Origin of the sequence: Aeromonas sp. 602200, assembly GCF_049173895.1 — a bacterium.
Taxonomy (GTDB): Bacteria; Pseudomonadota; Gammaproteobacteria; order Enterobacterales; family Aeromonadaceae; genus Aeromonas; species Aeromonas veronii_A.
The window spans coordinates 598,412-614,830 of record NZ_JAAKSL010000001.1; the positions used below are offsets into that span (position 1 = coordinate 598,412).

The window sequence follows — 16,419 nt, forward strand, 5'->3', positions numbered from 1 at the left end:
CGAACGAGCAGTAAAAGGACAAGCCACCAAAGGTCAAGTCATGAGCCAGCAATGTCAGTGTCACAATAATCAGACCCCACAGGGGCAAGGGGCATGCAGCAGCAAACAGGACGACTTCGTTCTGAGCCAGGCTGAACGCGATGCCATCGAACACGAGAAACACCATTACGAAGATCCCCGCGCCGCCAGCATCGAAGCGCTCAAGATCGTGCAGCAGGCTAGAGGCTGGGTCCCCGACGGCGCCATTCACGCCATCGCGGCCCAGCTCGGCATTCCCGCCAGCGATGTGGAGGGGGTTGCTACCTTCTATAGCCAGATCTTCCGCCAGCCGGTGGGGCGCCACATCATCCGCGTCTGCGACAGCATGGTCTGCTACATCAATGGCCATGAAGAGCTGATGGCCGGTCTCAAGGAGGTGATGAACCTCGGCCCCGGTCAAACCACCCCGGATGGCCGCTTCACCCTGCTGCCGGTCTGCTGTCTTGGCAACTGCGACAAGGGGCCAGCGATCATGATCGATGACGACACCTATGGCGGCCTCGATCCGGTGACCTTGCTGAAAACGCTGGAGGCTTACCCATGAGCCTGCCGCAGAACAAGATCCTCGCCTCTCTTGGCACCGCCAACCGCACGGCACGCGCCGCCGAGACCCACCCGCTCACCTGGCGGCTGCGGGATGACGGCCAGCCGGTGTGGCTGGAGGAGTATCAGGCCAAACAGGGGTATGACGCCGCCCGCAAGGCGCTCGGCCAGATGAGCCCGGACGAGATTGTCAGTACCGTCAAGGATGCCGGTCTCAAGGGGCGCGGCGGTGCGGGCTTCCCCACTGGCGTGAAGTGGGGGCTGATGCCCAAAGACGAGAGCATGAACATCCGTTACCTGCTCTGCAACGCCGACGAGATGGAGCCCAACACCTGGAAAGATCGCCTGCTAATGGAGCAACTGCCCCATCTGCTGATCGAGGGGATGATTATCAGTGCCCGGGCGCTCAAGGCCTATCGCGGCTACATATTCCTGCGCGGCGAGTATGTCGATGCTGCCATCCACCTGCGCCGTGCGGTGGAAGAGGCCAAGGCCGCCGGTCTGCTGGGCAAGAACATTCTGGGGTCCGGTTTTGACTTCGAGCTGTTCGTCCACACCGGCGCCGGCCGCTACATCTGTGGCGAAGAGACGGCCCTTATCAACTCGCTGGAAGGGCGCCGCGCCAACCCGCGCGCCAAGCCCCCCTTCCCCGCCGTTTCCGGCGTCTGGGGCAAACCCACCTGCGTCAACAACGTCGAAACCCTCTGCAACGTGCCTGCCATTATCGGCAACGGAGTCGCCTGGTATCACGGGCTGGCGCTGCCGGGCTCGGAAGATCACGGCACCAAGCTGATGGGCTTCTCTGGCAAGGTGAACAACCCGGGCGTCTGGGAGCTGCCTTTTGGCATCACCGCCCGCGAGCTGTTTGAAAATTACGCCGGCGGCATGAAGAGCGGCTATCGCCTGAAAGCCTGGCAACCGGGCGGCGCGGGCACCGGCTTCCTGCTGCCGGAGCACCTCGATGCCCAGATGTATACCGCCGGTATCGGCAAGGTAGGTACCCGGATGGGGACTGGCCTCGCCATGGCGGTGGATGACTCCATCAGCATGGTGAGTCTGCTGCGCAACATGGAGGAGTTCTTCGCCCGCGAGTCGTGTGGCTGGTGCACGCCCTGTCGCGATGGCCTGCCCTGGAGCGTCAAGCTGCTGCGGGCACTGGAACGTGGCGAAGGGCAATCCGGCGATCTGGCGACTCTGGAACAACTCTGCGGTTTCCTTGGCCCGGGCAAGACCTTCTGCGCCCACGCACCGGGCGCCGTCGAGCCGCTGGCCAGCGCCATCAAATATTTCCGCTCCGAATTCGAGGCCGGGATCAAAGGCAGCGGCGACAACCGCAAGCCGGTCAAAGGGATCCAGCCCAATCTGCTGGGCGAGCGCTGGTAACGACACCACAGATTTCACAAAACAGGTTTCAGGGAAGTTGTATGGCAACCATTTATGTAGACGGCAAAGAGTACGAGGTAGACGGAGCAGATAACCTGCTGCAAGCCTGTCTGTCGCTGGGTCTGGACGTCCCCTATTTTTGCTGGCACCCGGCGCTGGGTAGCGTGGGAGCCTGCCGCCAGTGTGCGGTGAAACAGTATCAGAATGCCGATGACAAGCGCGGTCGTCTGGTCATGTCTTGCATGACCCCGGCCACCGATGGCAGCTACATCGCCATCGAGGATGAAGAGGCTAAAGAATTTCGCAAGAGCGTGGTGGAGTGGTTGATGACCAACCACCCTCACGACTGCCCGGTGTGTGAAGAGGGCGGCGCCTGCCACCTGCAGGACATGACGGTGATGACCGGCCACAACAGCCGTCGCTACCGCTTCACCAAACGCACCCACCAGAATCAGGAGCTGGGCCCCTTCATCGGTCACGAGATGAACCGCTGCATCGCCTGCTACCGCTGCGTCCGTTACTACAAGGATTATGCCGGTGGCGAGGATCTCGGGGTCTATGGTGCCCACGACAACGTCTATTTCGGGCGGGTCGAGGATGGCACCCTGGAGAGTGAATTTTCCGGCAACCTGGTGGAGGTCTGCCCCACCGGCGTCTTCACCGACAAGACCCACTCCGAACGTTACAACCGCAAGTGGGACATGCAATTTGCCCCCAGCATCTGCCAGCAATGCTCCGTGGGCTGCAACATCAGTCCGGGCGAGCGTTATGGCGAGCTGCGCCGCATCGAAAACCGCTTCCACGGCAGCGTCAACCACTACTTCCTCTGTGACCGTGGCCGCTTTGGCTATGGCTACGTCAATCTGGCGGACCGCCCGCGCCAACCGCTGCTCAAAAATGGCAACGACCAGCTGACCATCACGGTCGATGGCGCCCTCAACCGCGCCGCCGATGCCCTGCGCACGGCCCGTGGCCTCATCGGCATCGGCTCGCCCCGCGCCTCGCTGGAGAGCAACTTTGCCCTGCGCGAGCTGGTGGGGGCAGACAACTTCTACGCTGGCATCGAGCAGGCCGAGTGGGCCTGTCAGCTGAAGATGCTGCAGATCCTGCAACAGGGCGGCGTGCCAACCCCGAGCCTGCGGGACATGGAAGAGGCCGACGCCATTCTGCTGCTCGGTGAAGATGTCACCATGAGCGCCGCCCGTATCGCGTTGGCGCTGCGCCAAGCCGTCAAGGGCAAGGCTCGCGAGCTGGCCCGCAAGATGAAGGTGGATCTGTGGCAAGTCGCCGCCGTTCAGACCCTGGGTCAGAACGAGCGCTACCCGCTGCTCATCACCAGCCTCGACACCACCCGTCTGGACGATGTGGCGGCCGACAAGCTGCACGCCCCCTATGCCGATCAGGCGCGCATTGGCTTTGCCATCGCCAACCTGCTCGACCCAGTAGCACCGGCCGTGGCCGACCTCTGCCCCGAGCTGCAGGCACAAGCGACTCGCTGGGCCGAGCTGCTCGGCAACGCCAAGAAGCCGCTCATCATTGCAGGCTCCAGTGCCCGCGATGTGGCGCTGCTTGAGGCGGCCAGCAACATTGCCCGCGCCCTGAAAGGCCGAGGACTGGAAGCCAACATCGCGCTGGTTGGCCAGGAGGCCAACTCGCTGGGGCTGGCCATGCTGGGCGCTCAAACCTTGTCAGACAAGCCGCTCGAAGCCGCCCTTGCGCGTATCGAGGCCGAAGAGGGGTTGGCGCTGGTCACCCTGGAGAACGATCTCTACCGCCGCGCGCCGCGCAACCGGGTGGATGCTGCGCTGGCACGGCTGCAGCACCTGCTGGTCATCGACCATCAGGCGACCCCGACCGCCAACAAGGCTGATCTGGTGCTGCCAGCGGCCAGTTTTGCCGAAGCCGATGGCACCCTGGTGAACATGGAAGGGCGCGCCCAGCGCTTCTTCCAGGTCTATGCACCCGCCTTTTACAACGCCGATATTCAGGTGCGTGAAGGGTGGCGCTGGCTGGCGGCGCTGCAAGGGGCGATCGAACGCAAGCCACTGCGCTGGCAGAACTTCGACCAGGTCAACCATGACTGTGCCACCAGCAATCCGCTGCTCGCTACCATGCTGGAAGCGGCGCCCAATGCAGGCTTGCGGATCCGTGGCATGCGACTGGCCCGTGAGCCGCATCGTTACAGCGGTCGCACCTCCATGCTGGCGGATCAGAACGTCAGCGAGCCGCGGGTAGCGCAAGATCCCGACTCCCCCTTCAACTTCTCCATGGAAGGGTATGCCGGAGCCCGTCAGCCGCTACCGCAAGTACCGTTCGCTTGGGCGCCGGGCTGGAACTCTCCCTCCGCCTGGAACAAGTTCCAGGATGAAGTGGGTGGCAAACTTCGTGCTGGCGATCCGGGTCGCCGTCTGCTGGAAGCAACAGACCCGCAGGCAGAAGGCAAGGAGCTGCTCGGCTGGTTCACCACCATCCCCGCCCCCTTCAAGGCCGCAGAGGCGCTGCAAGTGGTCAATTATGCCCAGCTGTTTGGCGGTGAGGAGCTGTCGGCCCGCAGCCCGGTCATTCAGGCCCGGATGAACGAACCCGAGCTGGTGCTCAATCCCCTTGATGCGCAGCGTCTGGCCCTCCACGGGGGCAGTCAGGTCTCCTTCTCCTGGGGCGGTAGCCACTGGCAACTGCGTCTGCGGCTTAGCGAGCAGCTGAGCGCCGGTCTGGTGGGGCTCCCCCTTGGGGTGAACGGCCTGCCGACAGCCCTGCAACAAGCCTCAATCACTAACCTGCAGGAGGTGATCGCATGAGCGAGTCGCTGATCGATCTGTTGCTGGAGGTGGGCAAGGCACTGATCGTGCTGGTGGGGATCGTGGGGGCTGGCGCCTTCATGAGCTTTATCGAGCGCCGTCTGCTGGCCCTGTGGCAGGATCGCTACGGCCCCAACCGGGTCGGGCCGTTTGGTCTGCTCCAGCTGGCTGCCGACATGATCAAGATGTTCTTCAAAGAGGACTGGATCCCGCCCTTCGCCGATCGGCGGATCTTTATCCTGGCCCCCATCATCGCCTTCACCGCCTTTATTCTGGCGTTTGCGGTGGTGCCCATCACCCCCACCTGGGGCGTGGCTGATCTCAATGTGGGGCTGCTCTACATCCTGGCCATCGCGGGGCTGGCGGTCTATGCGGTACTGTTCGCCGGCTGGTCGAGCAACAACAAATACTCATTGCTCGGCAGCTTGCGCGCCTCGGCCCAGACCCTCTCCTACGAGGTGTTTCTCGGGCTATCCCTGATGGGGATTGTGATCCAGACCGGCAGTTTCAACCTGCGGGATATCGTCGAGGCACAGGCAGACTTGTGGAACGTGGTGCCCCAGATTTTGGGCTTTGTCACCTTCCTGTTTGCCGGTGTCGCCGTCACCCACCGTCACCCGTTCGATCAGCCGGAAGCCGAGCAGGAGCTCGCCGACGGCTATCACATCGAGTATGCGGGGATGAAGTGGGGTCTCTTCTTCGTGGGCGAATATATCGGCATCGTGCTGATCTCCTCGCTCATCGTGACCCTCTTCTTCGGTGGCTGGCACGGCCCCTGGCTGCCCCCCTTCATCTGGTTTGCCCTGAAGACCGCCTGTTTCATGGTGTTCTTCATCCTGCTGCGGGCCTCCCTGCCTCGCCCGCGCTTTGACCAGGTGATGTCGTTTGGCTGGAAAGTCTGCTTGCCGCTGACTCTGATCAATATGCTGGTCACCGCGGCAGTTGTACTGATAAGTACGCAGTGAGGCACTCAATATGAAAATTGTAAGCATTATTCAGGGTGTCGGCACCCAGTTACGCAGTCTGGCCATGGTCTTCTCCCATGCCTGGCGGCCCCGTGAAACCCTCAACTATCCGGAGCAGGCAGTCTATGCCGCCCCCCGCTACCGCGGTCGCATCGTGCTGACCCGTGACCCCGACGGGGACGAGCGTTGCGTAGCCTGCAACCTCTGCGCAGTTGCCTGCCCGGTCGGCTGCATCTCGCTGCAAAAATCCGAGCGGGATGATGGCCGCTGGTATCCGGAGTTCTTTCGCATCAACTTCTCTCGCTGCATCTTCTGCGGCCTGTGTGAAGAGGCTTGCCCCACCACCGCCATCCAGCTGACACCGGATTTCGAGATGGGTGAGTATCGCCGCCAGGATCTGGTGTACGAGAAGGAAGATCTGCTGATCAGCGGGCCCGGCAAATACCCGGACTACAACTTCTATCGCATGAGCGGGATGGCCATCGACGGCAAGCCGAAAGGGGATGCCGAAAACGAAGCCAAGCCCATCGATGTCAAGAGCCTGCTGCCCTGAGGAGTCAATCATGGAACTGGCATTTTATGCCTCGGCCCTGGTGGCCATTTACAGCACGCTGCGGGTGATCAGCACCAGCAATCCCATGCATGCGCTGCTCAATCTCATCATCTCCCTCATCGCCGTGGCCATGATCTTCTTCTGCCTGGGTGCCGCCTTTGCGGGCGCCCTGCAGGTGATCGTCTACGCCGGCGCCATCATGGTGCTGTTCGTGTTCGTGGTGATGATGCTGAACCTGGGGAGTGCCCAGGCACAGGAGAAAAAGTGGCTCACCCCCATGACCTGGGGGGGCCCAGCCCTGCTCTCGCTGATCCTGCTGGGCTTTCTGGCCCACGGTATTCTCGGGGTGACCGGGGGCCTGCTCGGAGTGACCGAGGTGACCGCCAAGCAGGTGGGTGTCGAGCTCTTTGGCCCCTATGTGCTAGCGGTGGAGCTTGCCTCCATCCTGCTGCTGGCGGGTCTGGTAACCGCCTATCACCTGGGTCGGGAAGAGAAGAGCGGTGAAGTGCTCTCGGTCCCGCGCTCTGCTTCCCGCTCTGCACAAGAAGGAGGTCAGCAATGAATGGAATCCCTATGGAGCACGGCCTCCTGCTGGCCGCGGTGCTCTTCTGCATCGGCTTGTGCGGTCTGCTGATCCGCCGCAACCTGCTCTACATCTTGATGAGTATCGAGATCATGATGAATGCCTCGGCACTGGCGTTTGTGGTGGCGGGTAGCCGCTGGGCCCAGGCCGATGGCCAGATCATGTATATCCTGGTGATTTCTCTGGCGGCAGCGGAGGCCAGTATCGGCCTTGCCCTGTTACTGCTGCTCTATCGTCGTTACCACACCCTGAACGTGGACACTGTGAGCGAGATGCGCGGATGAGCCTCTTATATCTGACTTTTCTATTTCCGCTGCTGGGATGGCTGGTGCTGGCCTTCTCCCTCGGCCGGTTTGGCGAGCGTACCTCGGCGCTGATCGGGGTGGGCTCCATTGGCCTGTCGGCCCTCACTACCCTGTGGGTGGGCATCGACTTTCTGGGCAACCCGCCCGAGGGGGGCGTCTATGTCCAGCGCCTGTGGCAATGGATGGCGGTGGGCAACTTTACCCCGAGCTTCTCGCTGGCACTTGATGGCCTGTCGCTGACCATGCTGGGGGTGGTGACCGGGGTCGGTTTCTTTATCCACCTGTTCGCCTCCTGGTATATGCGTGGAGAAGAGGGTTACTCCCGCTTCTTCACCTACACCAACCTCTTTATCGCCAGCATGCTGTTTCTGGTGCTGGCCGATGACCTGCTGTTTGTCTACCTCGGCTGGGAAGGGGTAGGGCTGTGCAGCTATCTGCTGATCGGCTTCTACTACAAGGATCGCAACAATGGCGCGGCGGCCCTCAAGGCATTTGTCGTGACCCGTGTGGGCGATGTCTTCCTCGCCATCGGCCTGTTTATCCTCTATCGGGAACTGGGCACCCTCAATATCCACGAGCTGCTGGTGCGCGCACCGGTCCTGTTTGCCGAGGGCTCCCCTGCCCTGTCGCTGGCCTGCCTGATGCTCCTAGGTGGCGCGGTCGGCAAATCGGCCCAGCTGCCGCTGCAAACCTGGCTGGCGGACGCGATGGCAGGCCCGACCCCGGTCTCAGCGCTGATCCACGCCGCCACCATGGTGACCGCCGGTGTCTACCTGATTGCCCGTACCCACGGCCTGTTCCTGCTGGCGCCAGAGATCCTCCATCTGGTCGGGCTGGTTGGCGCCATCACCCTAGTGCTGGCAGGCTTTGCCGCGCTGGTTCAGACCGATATCAAGCGGATCCTTGCCTACTCCACCATGAGCCAGATTGGCTACATGTTTCTGGCTCTCGGTGTCGGCGCATGGGAAGGGGCCATCTTCCACCTGATGACCCACGCCTTCTTCAAGGCGCTGCTGTTCCTCTCCGCCGGTGCAGTTATCGTTGCCTGCCACCATGAGCAGAACATCTTCAAGATGGGTGGCCTGCGCAAGAGTTTGCCGCTGGTCTATGCCTGCTTCCTGGTGGGTGGCTCGGCGCTGGCGGCGTTGCCGCTGGTCACCTCCGGTTTCTACAGTAAGGACGCCATCCTGTGGCAAGTAGAGGCCTCTGGCCAAAGCGCGCTGCTGTGGGCCGGTCTGGCGGGGGCATTCCTCACCTCGCTCTATACCTTCCGGCTGATCTTTATCGCCTTCCATGGCAAAGAGCAGACCAAAGCCCATGCGGGCCACGGTCTGGCTCACCACCTGCCGCTGCAGGTGCTGCTGGTGCTCTCCACCGGCATAGGCGCGCTGATCACTCCACCGCTGGCAGGCGTACTGCCCGCAGGCCCGGGAGATCATATCGAAGAGGGGCGCCATGCACTGGAGGTTGCCTCCGGCATCATCGCCATTGCGGGCATCGCGCTGGCCGCGTTTCTGTTCCTTGGTGAGCGCCGTCTGGCCACCTCCATTGCCAACAGCGCGCCGGGCCGCCTGCTCAGCACCCTCTGGTTCAACGCCTGGGGCTTTGACTGGCTCTATGATCAGCTGTGGGTCAAGCCCTATCTGCTGGCGACCCGTCTGGTCGGGCAGGATCCGCTGGACTGGATGATGGGCCTGCCCGCCTGGCTTGCCCTGCGTGGCAACCAGCTGCTGGCCTGGACCGTGACCGGCAAGTTGCGCTGGTATGCCGCCTCCATGGGGATCGGCGCCGTGCTGGTGCTGGCGCTGTTGCTGCTGGGGTAACGCGATGAACAACCGGACGATCATACAGCCAGGCTGTTTGCTCTCACTGATGGAACAGGGAGCGCAATCTCATATGAACTTGAACGAGAGCTGATACCGTGACCTTACTCTGGATCTTGCTAATTCCTTTTATCGGCGGCTTGCTCTGCTGGCAGATGGAGCGTCTCGGCGGGCAGTTTGTCCGCTGGGTAGCCCTACTCTCCATGAGCGCCAGCCTGCTGTTCTCCTGTGCCATCTGGCTAAGTGGTGACTTCTCCCTTGCCACCACGGGTCTCGACAGCGCGGGCGTCACCGGTGCTGCCTCCGCCTGGGCCGCCGAGTGGCGCCTGCCGTGGATCCCCCGCTTCGGCATCTCTTTGCATCTGGCGGTGGATGGTTTGTCGCTCCTGATGGTGATCCTCACCTGCTTTATCGGGGTACTGGCCATTCTCTGTTCGTGGAAAGAGATCGTGCAACGCATCGGCTTCTTCCACCTCAACCTGCTCTGGATCCTGGGCGGCGTGCTCGGGGTCTTTATGGCGCTGGACCTGTTCCTCTTCTTCTTCTTCTGGGAGATGATGCTGGTCCCCATGTACTTCCTGATTGCGCTCTGGGGCCACTCGGTCACTGACGGCAAATCACGGATCAACGCCGCAACCAAGTTCTTCATCTACACCCAGGTGAGCGGCCTTATCATGCTGGTGGCCATCATCGGGCTGGTGCTGACCCACCAGCATGCCACCGGAGTCTTCACCTTCAACTATCTGGAGCTGCTCAATACCCCGATGAGCAAGGGCGTTCAGTGGCTGCTGATGCTGGGATTCTTTATCGCCTTCGCGGTCAAGATGCCACTGGTACCGCTGCACGGCTGGCTGCCGGATGCCCACAGTCAGGCGCCGACCGCAGGTTCGGTGGATCTCGCCGGTATTTTGCTCAAAACCGCCGCCTACGGTCTGCTGCGCTTTGCCCTGCCGCTCTTCCCGGAGGCCTCCGCCGAATTTGCTCCCTACGCTATGGTGCTGGGTCTTGTCGGCATCGTGTATGGCGCCATCGTGGCCTTTGCCCAGACCGACATCAAACGGCTGGTAGCCTACACCAGCATCTCCCACATGGGCTTTGTGATGATCGCCATCTACTCGGGGAGCGAGCTGGCCCTGCAGGGCGCCGTGGTGCAGATGATCGCCCACGGTCTCTCCGCTGCCGGCCTCTTTATCCTCTGCGGTCAGCTCTACGAGCGGTTACACACCCGGGATTTGCGCCAGATGGGCGGCCTGTGGGGACGCCTGCGCTATCTGCCCGGCGTTATGCTCTTCTTCTCGGTAGCGTCGCTTGGCATGCCGGGCACCGGCAACTTTGTCGGCGAGTTCCTGATCCTGGTCGGCAGCTTCCAGGTTGCCCCTGTCATCACGGCAGTCGCCACCTTCGGTCTGGTACTGGCCTCGGTCTACTCCCTCATCATGTTGCAGCGCGCCTGCTTTGGCCCCGCCAAGGATGAGAGCATGCTCAAGGGACTGGATCGCCGCGAGCTGACCATGATGATGGTGATCGCGGGCCTGCTGGTTCTGCTTGGCCTCTATCCCCAACCCGTGATTGACACCGCCAGCAGCAGCCTTATCAACGTGCTGCACTGGTATCTGCTGCCGACTGCTGGAGCCCTGCAATGACTTTCTCCGCTTCCCAACTGCTGGCACTGCTTCCCCTGCTGTTGACCACCGGGGCCATGGCGGCCCTGATGCTGGCCATCGCCTGGCGCCGCTGTGTCACCACCGCCTTTACCGTGACCATTGTTGGCCTCAACCTTGCTCTGTTCTCACTGCCCATCGTGATGGCGCAAGGGGATCAGGGGGTCACCCCGCTGCTGCAAGTGGACAGTTACGCCGTCTTCTACATGGGACTGGTGCTCATCGGCGCCCTGGCCACCTGCACCTTCGGTCAATCGTGGCTGAAAACCTACCCGGACAACCGGGAAGAGTTCTTCCTGCTGCTGCTGATCGCCACCGCTGGTGGTCTGGTGCTGGCCAGCTCCCGTCACCTCGCCTCTCTCTTTATCGGGATCGAGATGCTGACCCTGCCGATGTTCGGTCTGGTGGGTTACGCCTACCGCGAGCGCCACTCGCTGGAAGCCGCGGTGAAATATATGGTGCTCTCTGCCGCCGCCACCGCCTTCCTGTTGTTTGGCATGGCGCTGCTCTATGCGCAGGCAGGCAGCCTGAGCTTTGCAGCCCTGGGGCAGACCCTGGTCGAGAGCCCGGCTCACCATCCGCTGCTGATGGGCGGTTTGGGGTTAATGCTGGTCGGCTTTGCCTTTAAACTCTCCCTGGCCCCCTTCCACCTCTGGACCCCGGATGTCTACGAAGGTGCCCCGGCCCCGGTCGCCACCTTCCTCGCCACAGTCAGCAAGGTGGCGGTCTTTGCCGTGCTGCTGCGCTTCTATCTGGCGGTACCGGCGGCGAGCGATCCCATGATCCACTGGCTGCTGGCAGCCATGGCGGTCATCTCCATCCTGGTCGGCAACCTGCTGGCCCTGGTGCAGACCAACGTCAAACGGATGCTGGGTTACTCCTCCATCTCCCACTTCGGTTACCTGCTGGCGGTGATCGTGGCGAGCCGATTCGGCCAGATGCCGGTGGAAGCAGCCGGGGTCTACCTGCTGATGTATCTCTTCACCAGCCTGGGTGCCTTTGGCGTCGTTAGCATGATGTCGAGCCCCTATCGCGGCAAGGATGCAGACTCCCTGCACAGCTATCGCGGTCTGTTCTGGAAGCGCCCCTATCTGACTGCCGTACTGACGGTGATGATGTTGTCACTCGCGGGCATCCCGATGACCCTCGGCTTTATCGGCAAGTTCTACCTCATCGGCGTCACCGTCGAGGCGCAGCTCTGGTGGCTCTCTGGTACCATCGTGCTCGGCAGCGCACTGGGTCTCTACTACTACCTCAAGGTGATGGTGACCCTCTATCTGCGCGAACCGGGCATGCAGCAGCGCGATGCCAGCGCCGACTGGGCGCTCTCCTCCGGTGGTGTGGTGGTACTGCTCTCTGCCGCCCTGGTGGTGTTGCTGGGGCTCTATCCCCAGCCGGTCATCAGTCTGGTACAAGAGTTCCAGCAGGTGGTGTTGCAGTAACCCGGCTCATTCCCCTTCAAAACCGGCCCATGTGGCCGGTTTCTTTTTTATGTGGATTGCCTGCGGGCAGAGACCCTTTTGTGTTGGCATCTCACACCCCGTGCAGCCGTTGGTCTCGTCCGGTATTCATCCAACCCCCTTGCTGATATATTGATGACTGGCAGGAATGGAGTTCCGAGCGATGATGCAGCCTACTTTTCATCAATTTGATGCGCATCCACTGGCCGATGCATTGCTTCCCTATGAGGGGCAACGACTCGATGTGTTGCTAGCCGAGCGGGATGCCGCACGCGTTGCCGATCTGCAGCAGCAGTGTCAGCGCCTCAACATTCAACTCTGCGGCGCCATCTTTCCACGCCTTGTCAGTCGGCACGGTTTCCACGAAAGGGGGGCTTGGCTGTTGCCCCGACCAGCATCCCACAATCCTCTGCTGCTCTCGCTCTCCCCTACAGCCAGTGCCGATACACTGGCCGATATCATCTGCGAGCAGTTGGCGTCCCGACTGGCAGAATGGCCGGACACCGAGAAGGTTCCCACCCTCTTTCTCACCTTTGACGCCATGCTCCCCAATATTGCAACCCTGCTCGAGGGGATCTATCTAAGGCTGGCGGACAGGGTCAACTATGCGGGTGTCAATGCAGGTAGCGGCCAGTTCACAGCCATGCCCTGCCTGTTTGACACCCAGAGATTGCTGGGGCATGGGGTCAGCTGTGCACTGCTCTCCCCCCACAGTCCCCCCTTGCTGGAGCACGGCTATCAACTCACTGCCCAGCCCATGCTCGCCACCAGCAGTGAAGGCAACAAGATCTCCTTTATCGACTGGGAGCCGGCTTTTAGCCGCTATCAATCCCTGATCCGGCAGCAGTTCCAGCAAAACCTCACACCAGAGCAGTTCTATCGGTACGGTGTACATTTGCCCTTGGGGTTGCTGCGAGCCAATGGCGATGTGATCGTGCGGATCCCGGTCGCCGTTACCGACGAAGGTGCCCTGCTCTGCGTCGGAGAGGTGCCTGACCACAGTATTCTCACACTGCTGAAAGCCCCGGAAAGCCCCACAGAGCACGCTGTCGAACTGGCCGAAAAGCTCGGCCGGCACGGTACACCCGAGCGCCTCGAGATCTATTACTGCGCCGGCCGTCAGCAGCACTTCGGCGAACAGAGCACTCTGGAGCTGGAGACCCTCTTTAGCCACAGCGGAGCCCACGAGCTGGTCGGGGCCCTCTCTCTTGGCGAGATAGGAAGTGTAAGGCCGGGGGATTACCCGCTCTTTCACAACGGTGCCATCCTCTGTCTCAGTGAGGGTTAGCAATGAATAACGATCACGCCATGGCCATTGTCTGCGATCTCGCCCTCTGCATCGGTCGGGAGGTCACACTCGATGCCCTGCTCACCAAAGTGTTGCAGCGCTTTATGTTTCACTGTGCCACACCGGTTGGTGTGGTATTGCAGCAGCAACGGGAAGGATATGAGCTGCTCAAGGTCATTGGTGATGATCAGCTATCCCGGCACAGTGGCTCGCTGCTCTCCTTGCCTGCCTGGATTGTTGAAGGTGACCAATGTGCGCTGCAAACGACCTTGCCTCTCCCCGGTGGCCGACCGTACCACTTTGCCTATCGGCTCAGGGTTGACGGGGGATATCTCATCTTGCTGCTGGCCCCCCAACCCCAGCAGCACACAGTGCCGGTCTGCCATCTGTTCAGCCCGGTTCTCGGTAATCTGGCGCGCGCCATCCAGTTGTGCAAGGACAGCGAACAGCTCGCCAGGCGCCAGCAGGCCGAGCTGGTCGACATGCAGCGCCTCAACGAATCCCTGCTCAAGGCCATTCCCATCCCGGTGTTCTACAAGGATGTCGAAGGGCGCTTTCTCAGCTGCAACCCGGCCTTTACCCAGGTCACCGGGATCAGCAAGGCCGAGCTGCAGGGGAAGCGGGTGGACGAAATCCTGCCCCCGGAGATGGCGGACGAATATACCCAAAGGGACATGGAGGTGCTGCGCAGCAGGCAGCCGCAATATTTTGAACACACGCTGTTTGATCGCAGCGGCCACCGCTACCAGGTGCTCAACTTCAAGGATCTCTTCTATGACCATCAGGGCGAGGTGGCCGGAATCATAGGGGCACTGGTCGACATCACCCATATCAAGGAAAGCGAGCAGCGCCAGCGCACCCTGCTGTTTCAGACCATCGCGGCCCTCTCCTCCGCGATTGCCCACAAAGATCCGGTCACGGCAGGACACGAACGGCGCGTGCATGATCTCGCGCTGGCTATAGGTCAACAGCTGCAACTGCCGCAAGAGCAGCTGGATGGATTGGGTCTTGCGGCCATGGTGCATAACATCGGCCTGCTGCAGATCCCGGCGGAGATCCTCACACGCCCGCGGGAACTGAGGCCGGTTGAGTTCGAACTGATCAAACAGCATCCGGACACTGGCCGCGAGATCCTGCAACAGATTGACTTCCCCTGGCCCATCACCACCATAGTGATGCAGCACCATGAAAATCTCGATGGTAGCGGCTACCCACAAGGGCTACAGGGGGATGCGATCTCGCTGGAGGCGAGGATTATACGGGTCGCCGACTCCCTGGCCGCCATGACGGCCCACCGTCCGTTCCGGCGTGCCCTCCCCCTCACCGAAGCCTTCGCCGAGCTGACGCGCTATGCCGGAGTGCATTACGACGAACGGGTGGTCGATGCCTGTTTCGCCGTCTGGCAAGCGGGCTACCGCTTTACTACCACCTGACTCTGGTTGCACCAAGATGATGTTTAAAAATATACCGCCATCCACTCAGCCACCGGGCGTCAGCGATCACCCTACCGCAGCCCTGCTCCATCAGGTGATGGAACAGCTGCCCTATCGCGTCCTGCTGAAAGATACCCGTTCACACTTCATCGCCTGCAACCGTCTCTTGGCCAACGATCTTGCCCTCACCCCGGCAGAGCTGGTTGGCAAGTGTGATGCCGACTTTTTTCCGGCCGAACTGGCACAACGCTATCGGGATGATGATCTCCAGGTCATGGCCAGCGGCAAAACCCGGCATCACGAAGAACCCTATCTGAAGGGAGGGGAAGGCCGCTGGCTCAGTACCACCAAGTTTCCCCTGTACGATGAGCTGGGCAAGGTGATCGGCGTCGGTGTCTTTTTCGAAGATATTACCGACCAGAAGCAGCAGCAGGAGCGTCTCCAGCAATATACCTGGACGCTTGAAGCCATTACCCGCGCCCACCATGCCATGCTCAAGCAGGGGGACGAGCAGACACTACTGCAGGAGATCTGCGATGCCATCACCTTCGATGGTCGCTTTCCTCTGGTGATCGTGCTGCAGGCCGCTGATCAGGACAGAATGCAGATCCTGGCGCAGGCAGGTCAGGCTATCTGGTTTGCCAGCGATGACTGGCTCACCCGGGATGTGGCCCTGATCCGGGCCATCAGCTCAGGCGAGATGCTTAACGAAGCACTCGGCATCGAACTGGTTCACCACTCCGCCACCCTGAGGGGCCGGCTGCTGCTGCCATTGCAGTGGCAAGCCACTGTGCCAGGCGGACTGCTTATTCACAGCACGCAGGCCAGAGCCTTCACCGATGAGGAAGTACACCTCTTCAACGGACTGGCTGACTACCTGACATATGGCCTGCAAGCTCGTCGTACCCAGCAAGCCTATCTCGCCGCTCAGCGAGAAAAAGCCATGCATGCCCGCCAACTGGAGCTGGCCCTGGAGGATGCGCTGGGAGCCATCGCTGCCGTGCTGGAACAACGCGATCCCTACACCGCTGGTCACCAGAAGCACGTCGCTACTCTGGCGTTGGCCATCGGTCGGGAACTGGGGCTGGGTGACAAACAGTTACGTGGTCTTTATCTGGGCGCCATGGTGCACGATATCGGTAAAATCCAGGTGCCTGTCGAGATCCTGACCAAACCGGGCAAGCTGACCCCCCAGGAGTTCAATCTGGTCAAGGAGCACCCGACGGCAGGTTATCTGGTGCTCAAGGATATTGCTCTACCCTGGCCCATCGCCCGGATGATCCACCAGCACCACGAGTATCTGGACGGTTCCGGCTATCCAGGGAAGCTAAAGGGGGATGAGATCCTGCTGGAGGCCCGCATCCTCACCGTCGCCGATATCGTCGAATCCATGTCCTCGGATCGTCCCTATCGCGCCGCCCTCGGCATTCCCCAAGCAAGGGAGCAGATCATCCAGATGCGTGGCCATCAGCTCGATGCGGATGTGGTGGATGCCTGTCTGCGGATCCTAGACCGGGGAGACTTTATCCCCCAACCGCTCGGCAAGCCGTAACGACACGGATAAAAAAACCGGCCAATTGGCCGG

13 protein-coding genes are annotated in these 16,419 nt (G+C 61.4%); all 13 read left to right on the top strand.

The features are described from left to right. The first annotated feature begins 40 nt into the window (after positions 1 to 40). Positions 41 to 583, top strand: coding sequence for an NADH-quinone oxidoreductase subunit NuoE (gene nuoE, locus G5221_RS02550; RefSeq protein WP_270817113.1), 543 nt, complete (start codon positions 41 to 43; stop codon positions 581 to 583). Next, a complete protein-coding gene (nuoF, locus tag G5221_RS02555; protein ID WP_199416046.1) occupies positions 580 to 1,965 on the top strand; it encodes an NADH-quinone oxidoreductase subunit NuoF in 1,386 nt (461 codons plus the stop codon). The genes nuoE and nuoF overlap by 4 nt, the downstream gene beginning before the upstream one ends. Positions 1,966 to 2,006: 41 nt before the next feature. Then, positions 2,007 to 4,763 carry an NADH-quinone oxidoreductase subunit NuoG gene (gene nuoG / locus G5221_RS02560; RefSeq protein ID WP_421262759.1) on the top strand — a complete coding sequence of 919 codons (2,757 nt, stop codon included), beginning with the start codon at positions 2,007 to 2,009 and terminating at the stop codon, positions 4,761 to 4,763. Further along, complete coding sequence (nuoH, locus tag G5221_RS02565; RefSeq protein WP_005337244.1) at positions 4,760 to 5,728, top strand: NADH-quinone oxidoreductase subunit NuoH; 969 nt, start codon at positions 4,760 to 4,762, stop codon at positions 5,726 to 5,728. Before nuoG ends, nuoH begins: the two co-directional genes overlap by 4 nt. A gap of 10 nt (positions 5,729 to 5,738) precedes the next feature. Beyond that, on the top strand, positions 5,739 to 6,281 hold the full coding sequence (gene nuoI / locus G5221_RS02570; protein ID WP_005351100.1) for an NADH-quinone oxidoreductase subunit NuoI: 543 nt from the start codon (positions 5,739 to 5,741) through the stop codon (positions 6,279 to 6,281). A gap of 10 nt (positions 6,282 to 6,291) precedes the next feature. After that, positions 6,292 to 6,843, top strand: a complete 552-nt coding sequence (nuoJ, locus tag G5221_RS02575) for an NADH-quinone oxidoreductase subunit J (protein ID WP_335812715.1) — start codon at positions 6,292 to 6,294, stop codon at positions 6,841 to 6,843. Further along, a complete protein-coding gene (gene nuoK / locus G5221_RS02580) occupies positions 6,840 to 7,148 on the top strand; it encodes an NADH-quinone oxidoreductase subunit NuoK (RefSeq protein WP_005337247.1) in 309 nt (102 codons plus the stop codon). The genes nuoJ and nuoK overlap by 4 nt, the downstream gene beginning before the upstream one ends. Continuing rightward, entirely contained in the window at positions 7,145 to 8,992 is a 1,848-nt protein-coding gene (gene nuoL, locus G5221_RS02585) for an NADH-quinone oxidoreductase subunit L (RefSeq protein WP_421231455.1), read from the top strand. Before nuoK ends, nuoL begins: the two co-directional genes overlap by 4 nt. Positions 8,993 to 9,090: 98 nt before the next feature. Then, positions 9,091 to 10,635 (top strand): NADH-quinone oxidoreductase subunit M, encoded by a 1,545-nt coding sequence (nuoM, locus tag G5221_RS02590; RefSeq protein ID WP_421231454.1) that lies wholly within the window; start codon positions 9,091 to 9,093, stop codon positions 10,633 to 10,635. Then, a complete protein-coding gene (gene nuoN / locus G5221_RS02595) occupies positions 10,632 to 12,095 on the top strand; it encodes an NADH-quinone oxidoreductase subunit NuoN (RefSeq protein WP_421262760.1) in 1,464 nt (487 codons plus the stop codon). The genes nuoM and nuoN overlap by 4 nt, the downstream gene beginning before the upstream one ends. A 181-nt stretch (positions 12,096 to 12,276) precedes the next feature. Continuing rightward, on the top strand, positions 12,277 to 13,401 hold the full coding sequence (locus G5221_RS02600; RefSeq protein ID WP_216953930.1) for an FIST signal transduction protein: 1,125 nt from the start codon (positions 12,277 to 12,279) through the stop codon (positions 13,399 to 13,401). Between the two features lie 2 nt (positions 13,402 to 13,403). Further along, positions 13,404 to 14,834 (top strand): HD domain-containing phosphohydrolase, encoded by a 1,431-nt coding sequence (locus G5221_RS02605; RefSeq protein ID WP_421262761.1) that lies wholly within the window; start codon positions 13,404 to 13,406, stop codon positions 14,832 to 14,834. Between the two features lie 16 nt (positions 14,835 to 14,850). After that, positions 14,851 to 16,386, top strand: coding sequence for an HD domain-containing phosphohydrolase (locus G5221_RS02610; RefSeq protein ID WP_421262762.1), 1,536 nt, complete (start codon positions 14,851 to 14,853; stop codon positions 16,384 to 16,386). The last annotated feature ends 33 nt before the right edge of the window (positions 16,387 to 16,419 follow it).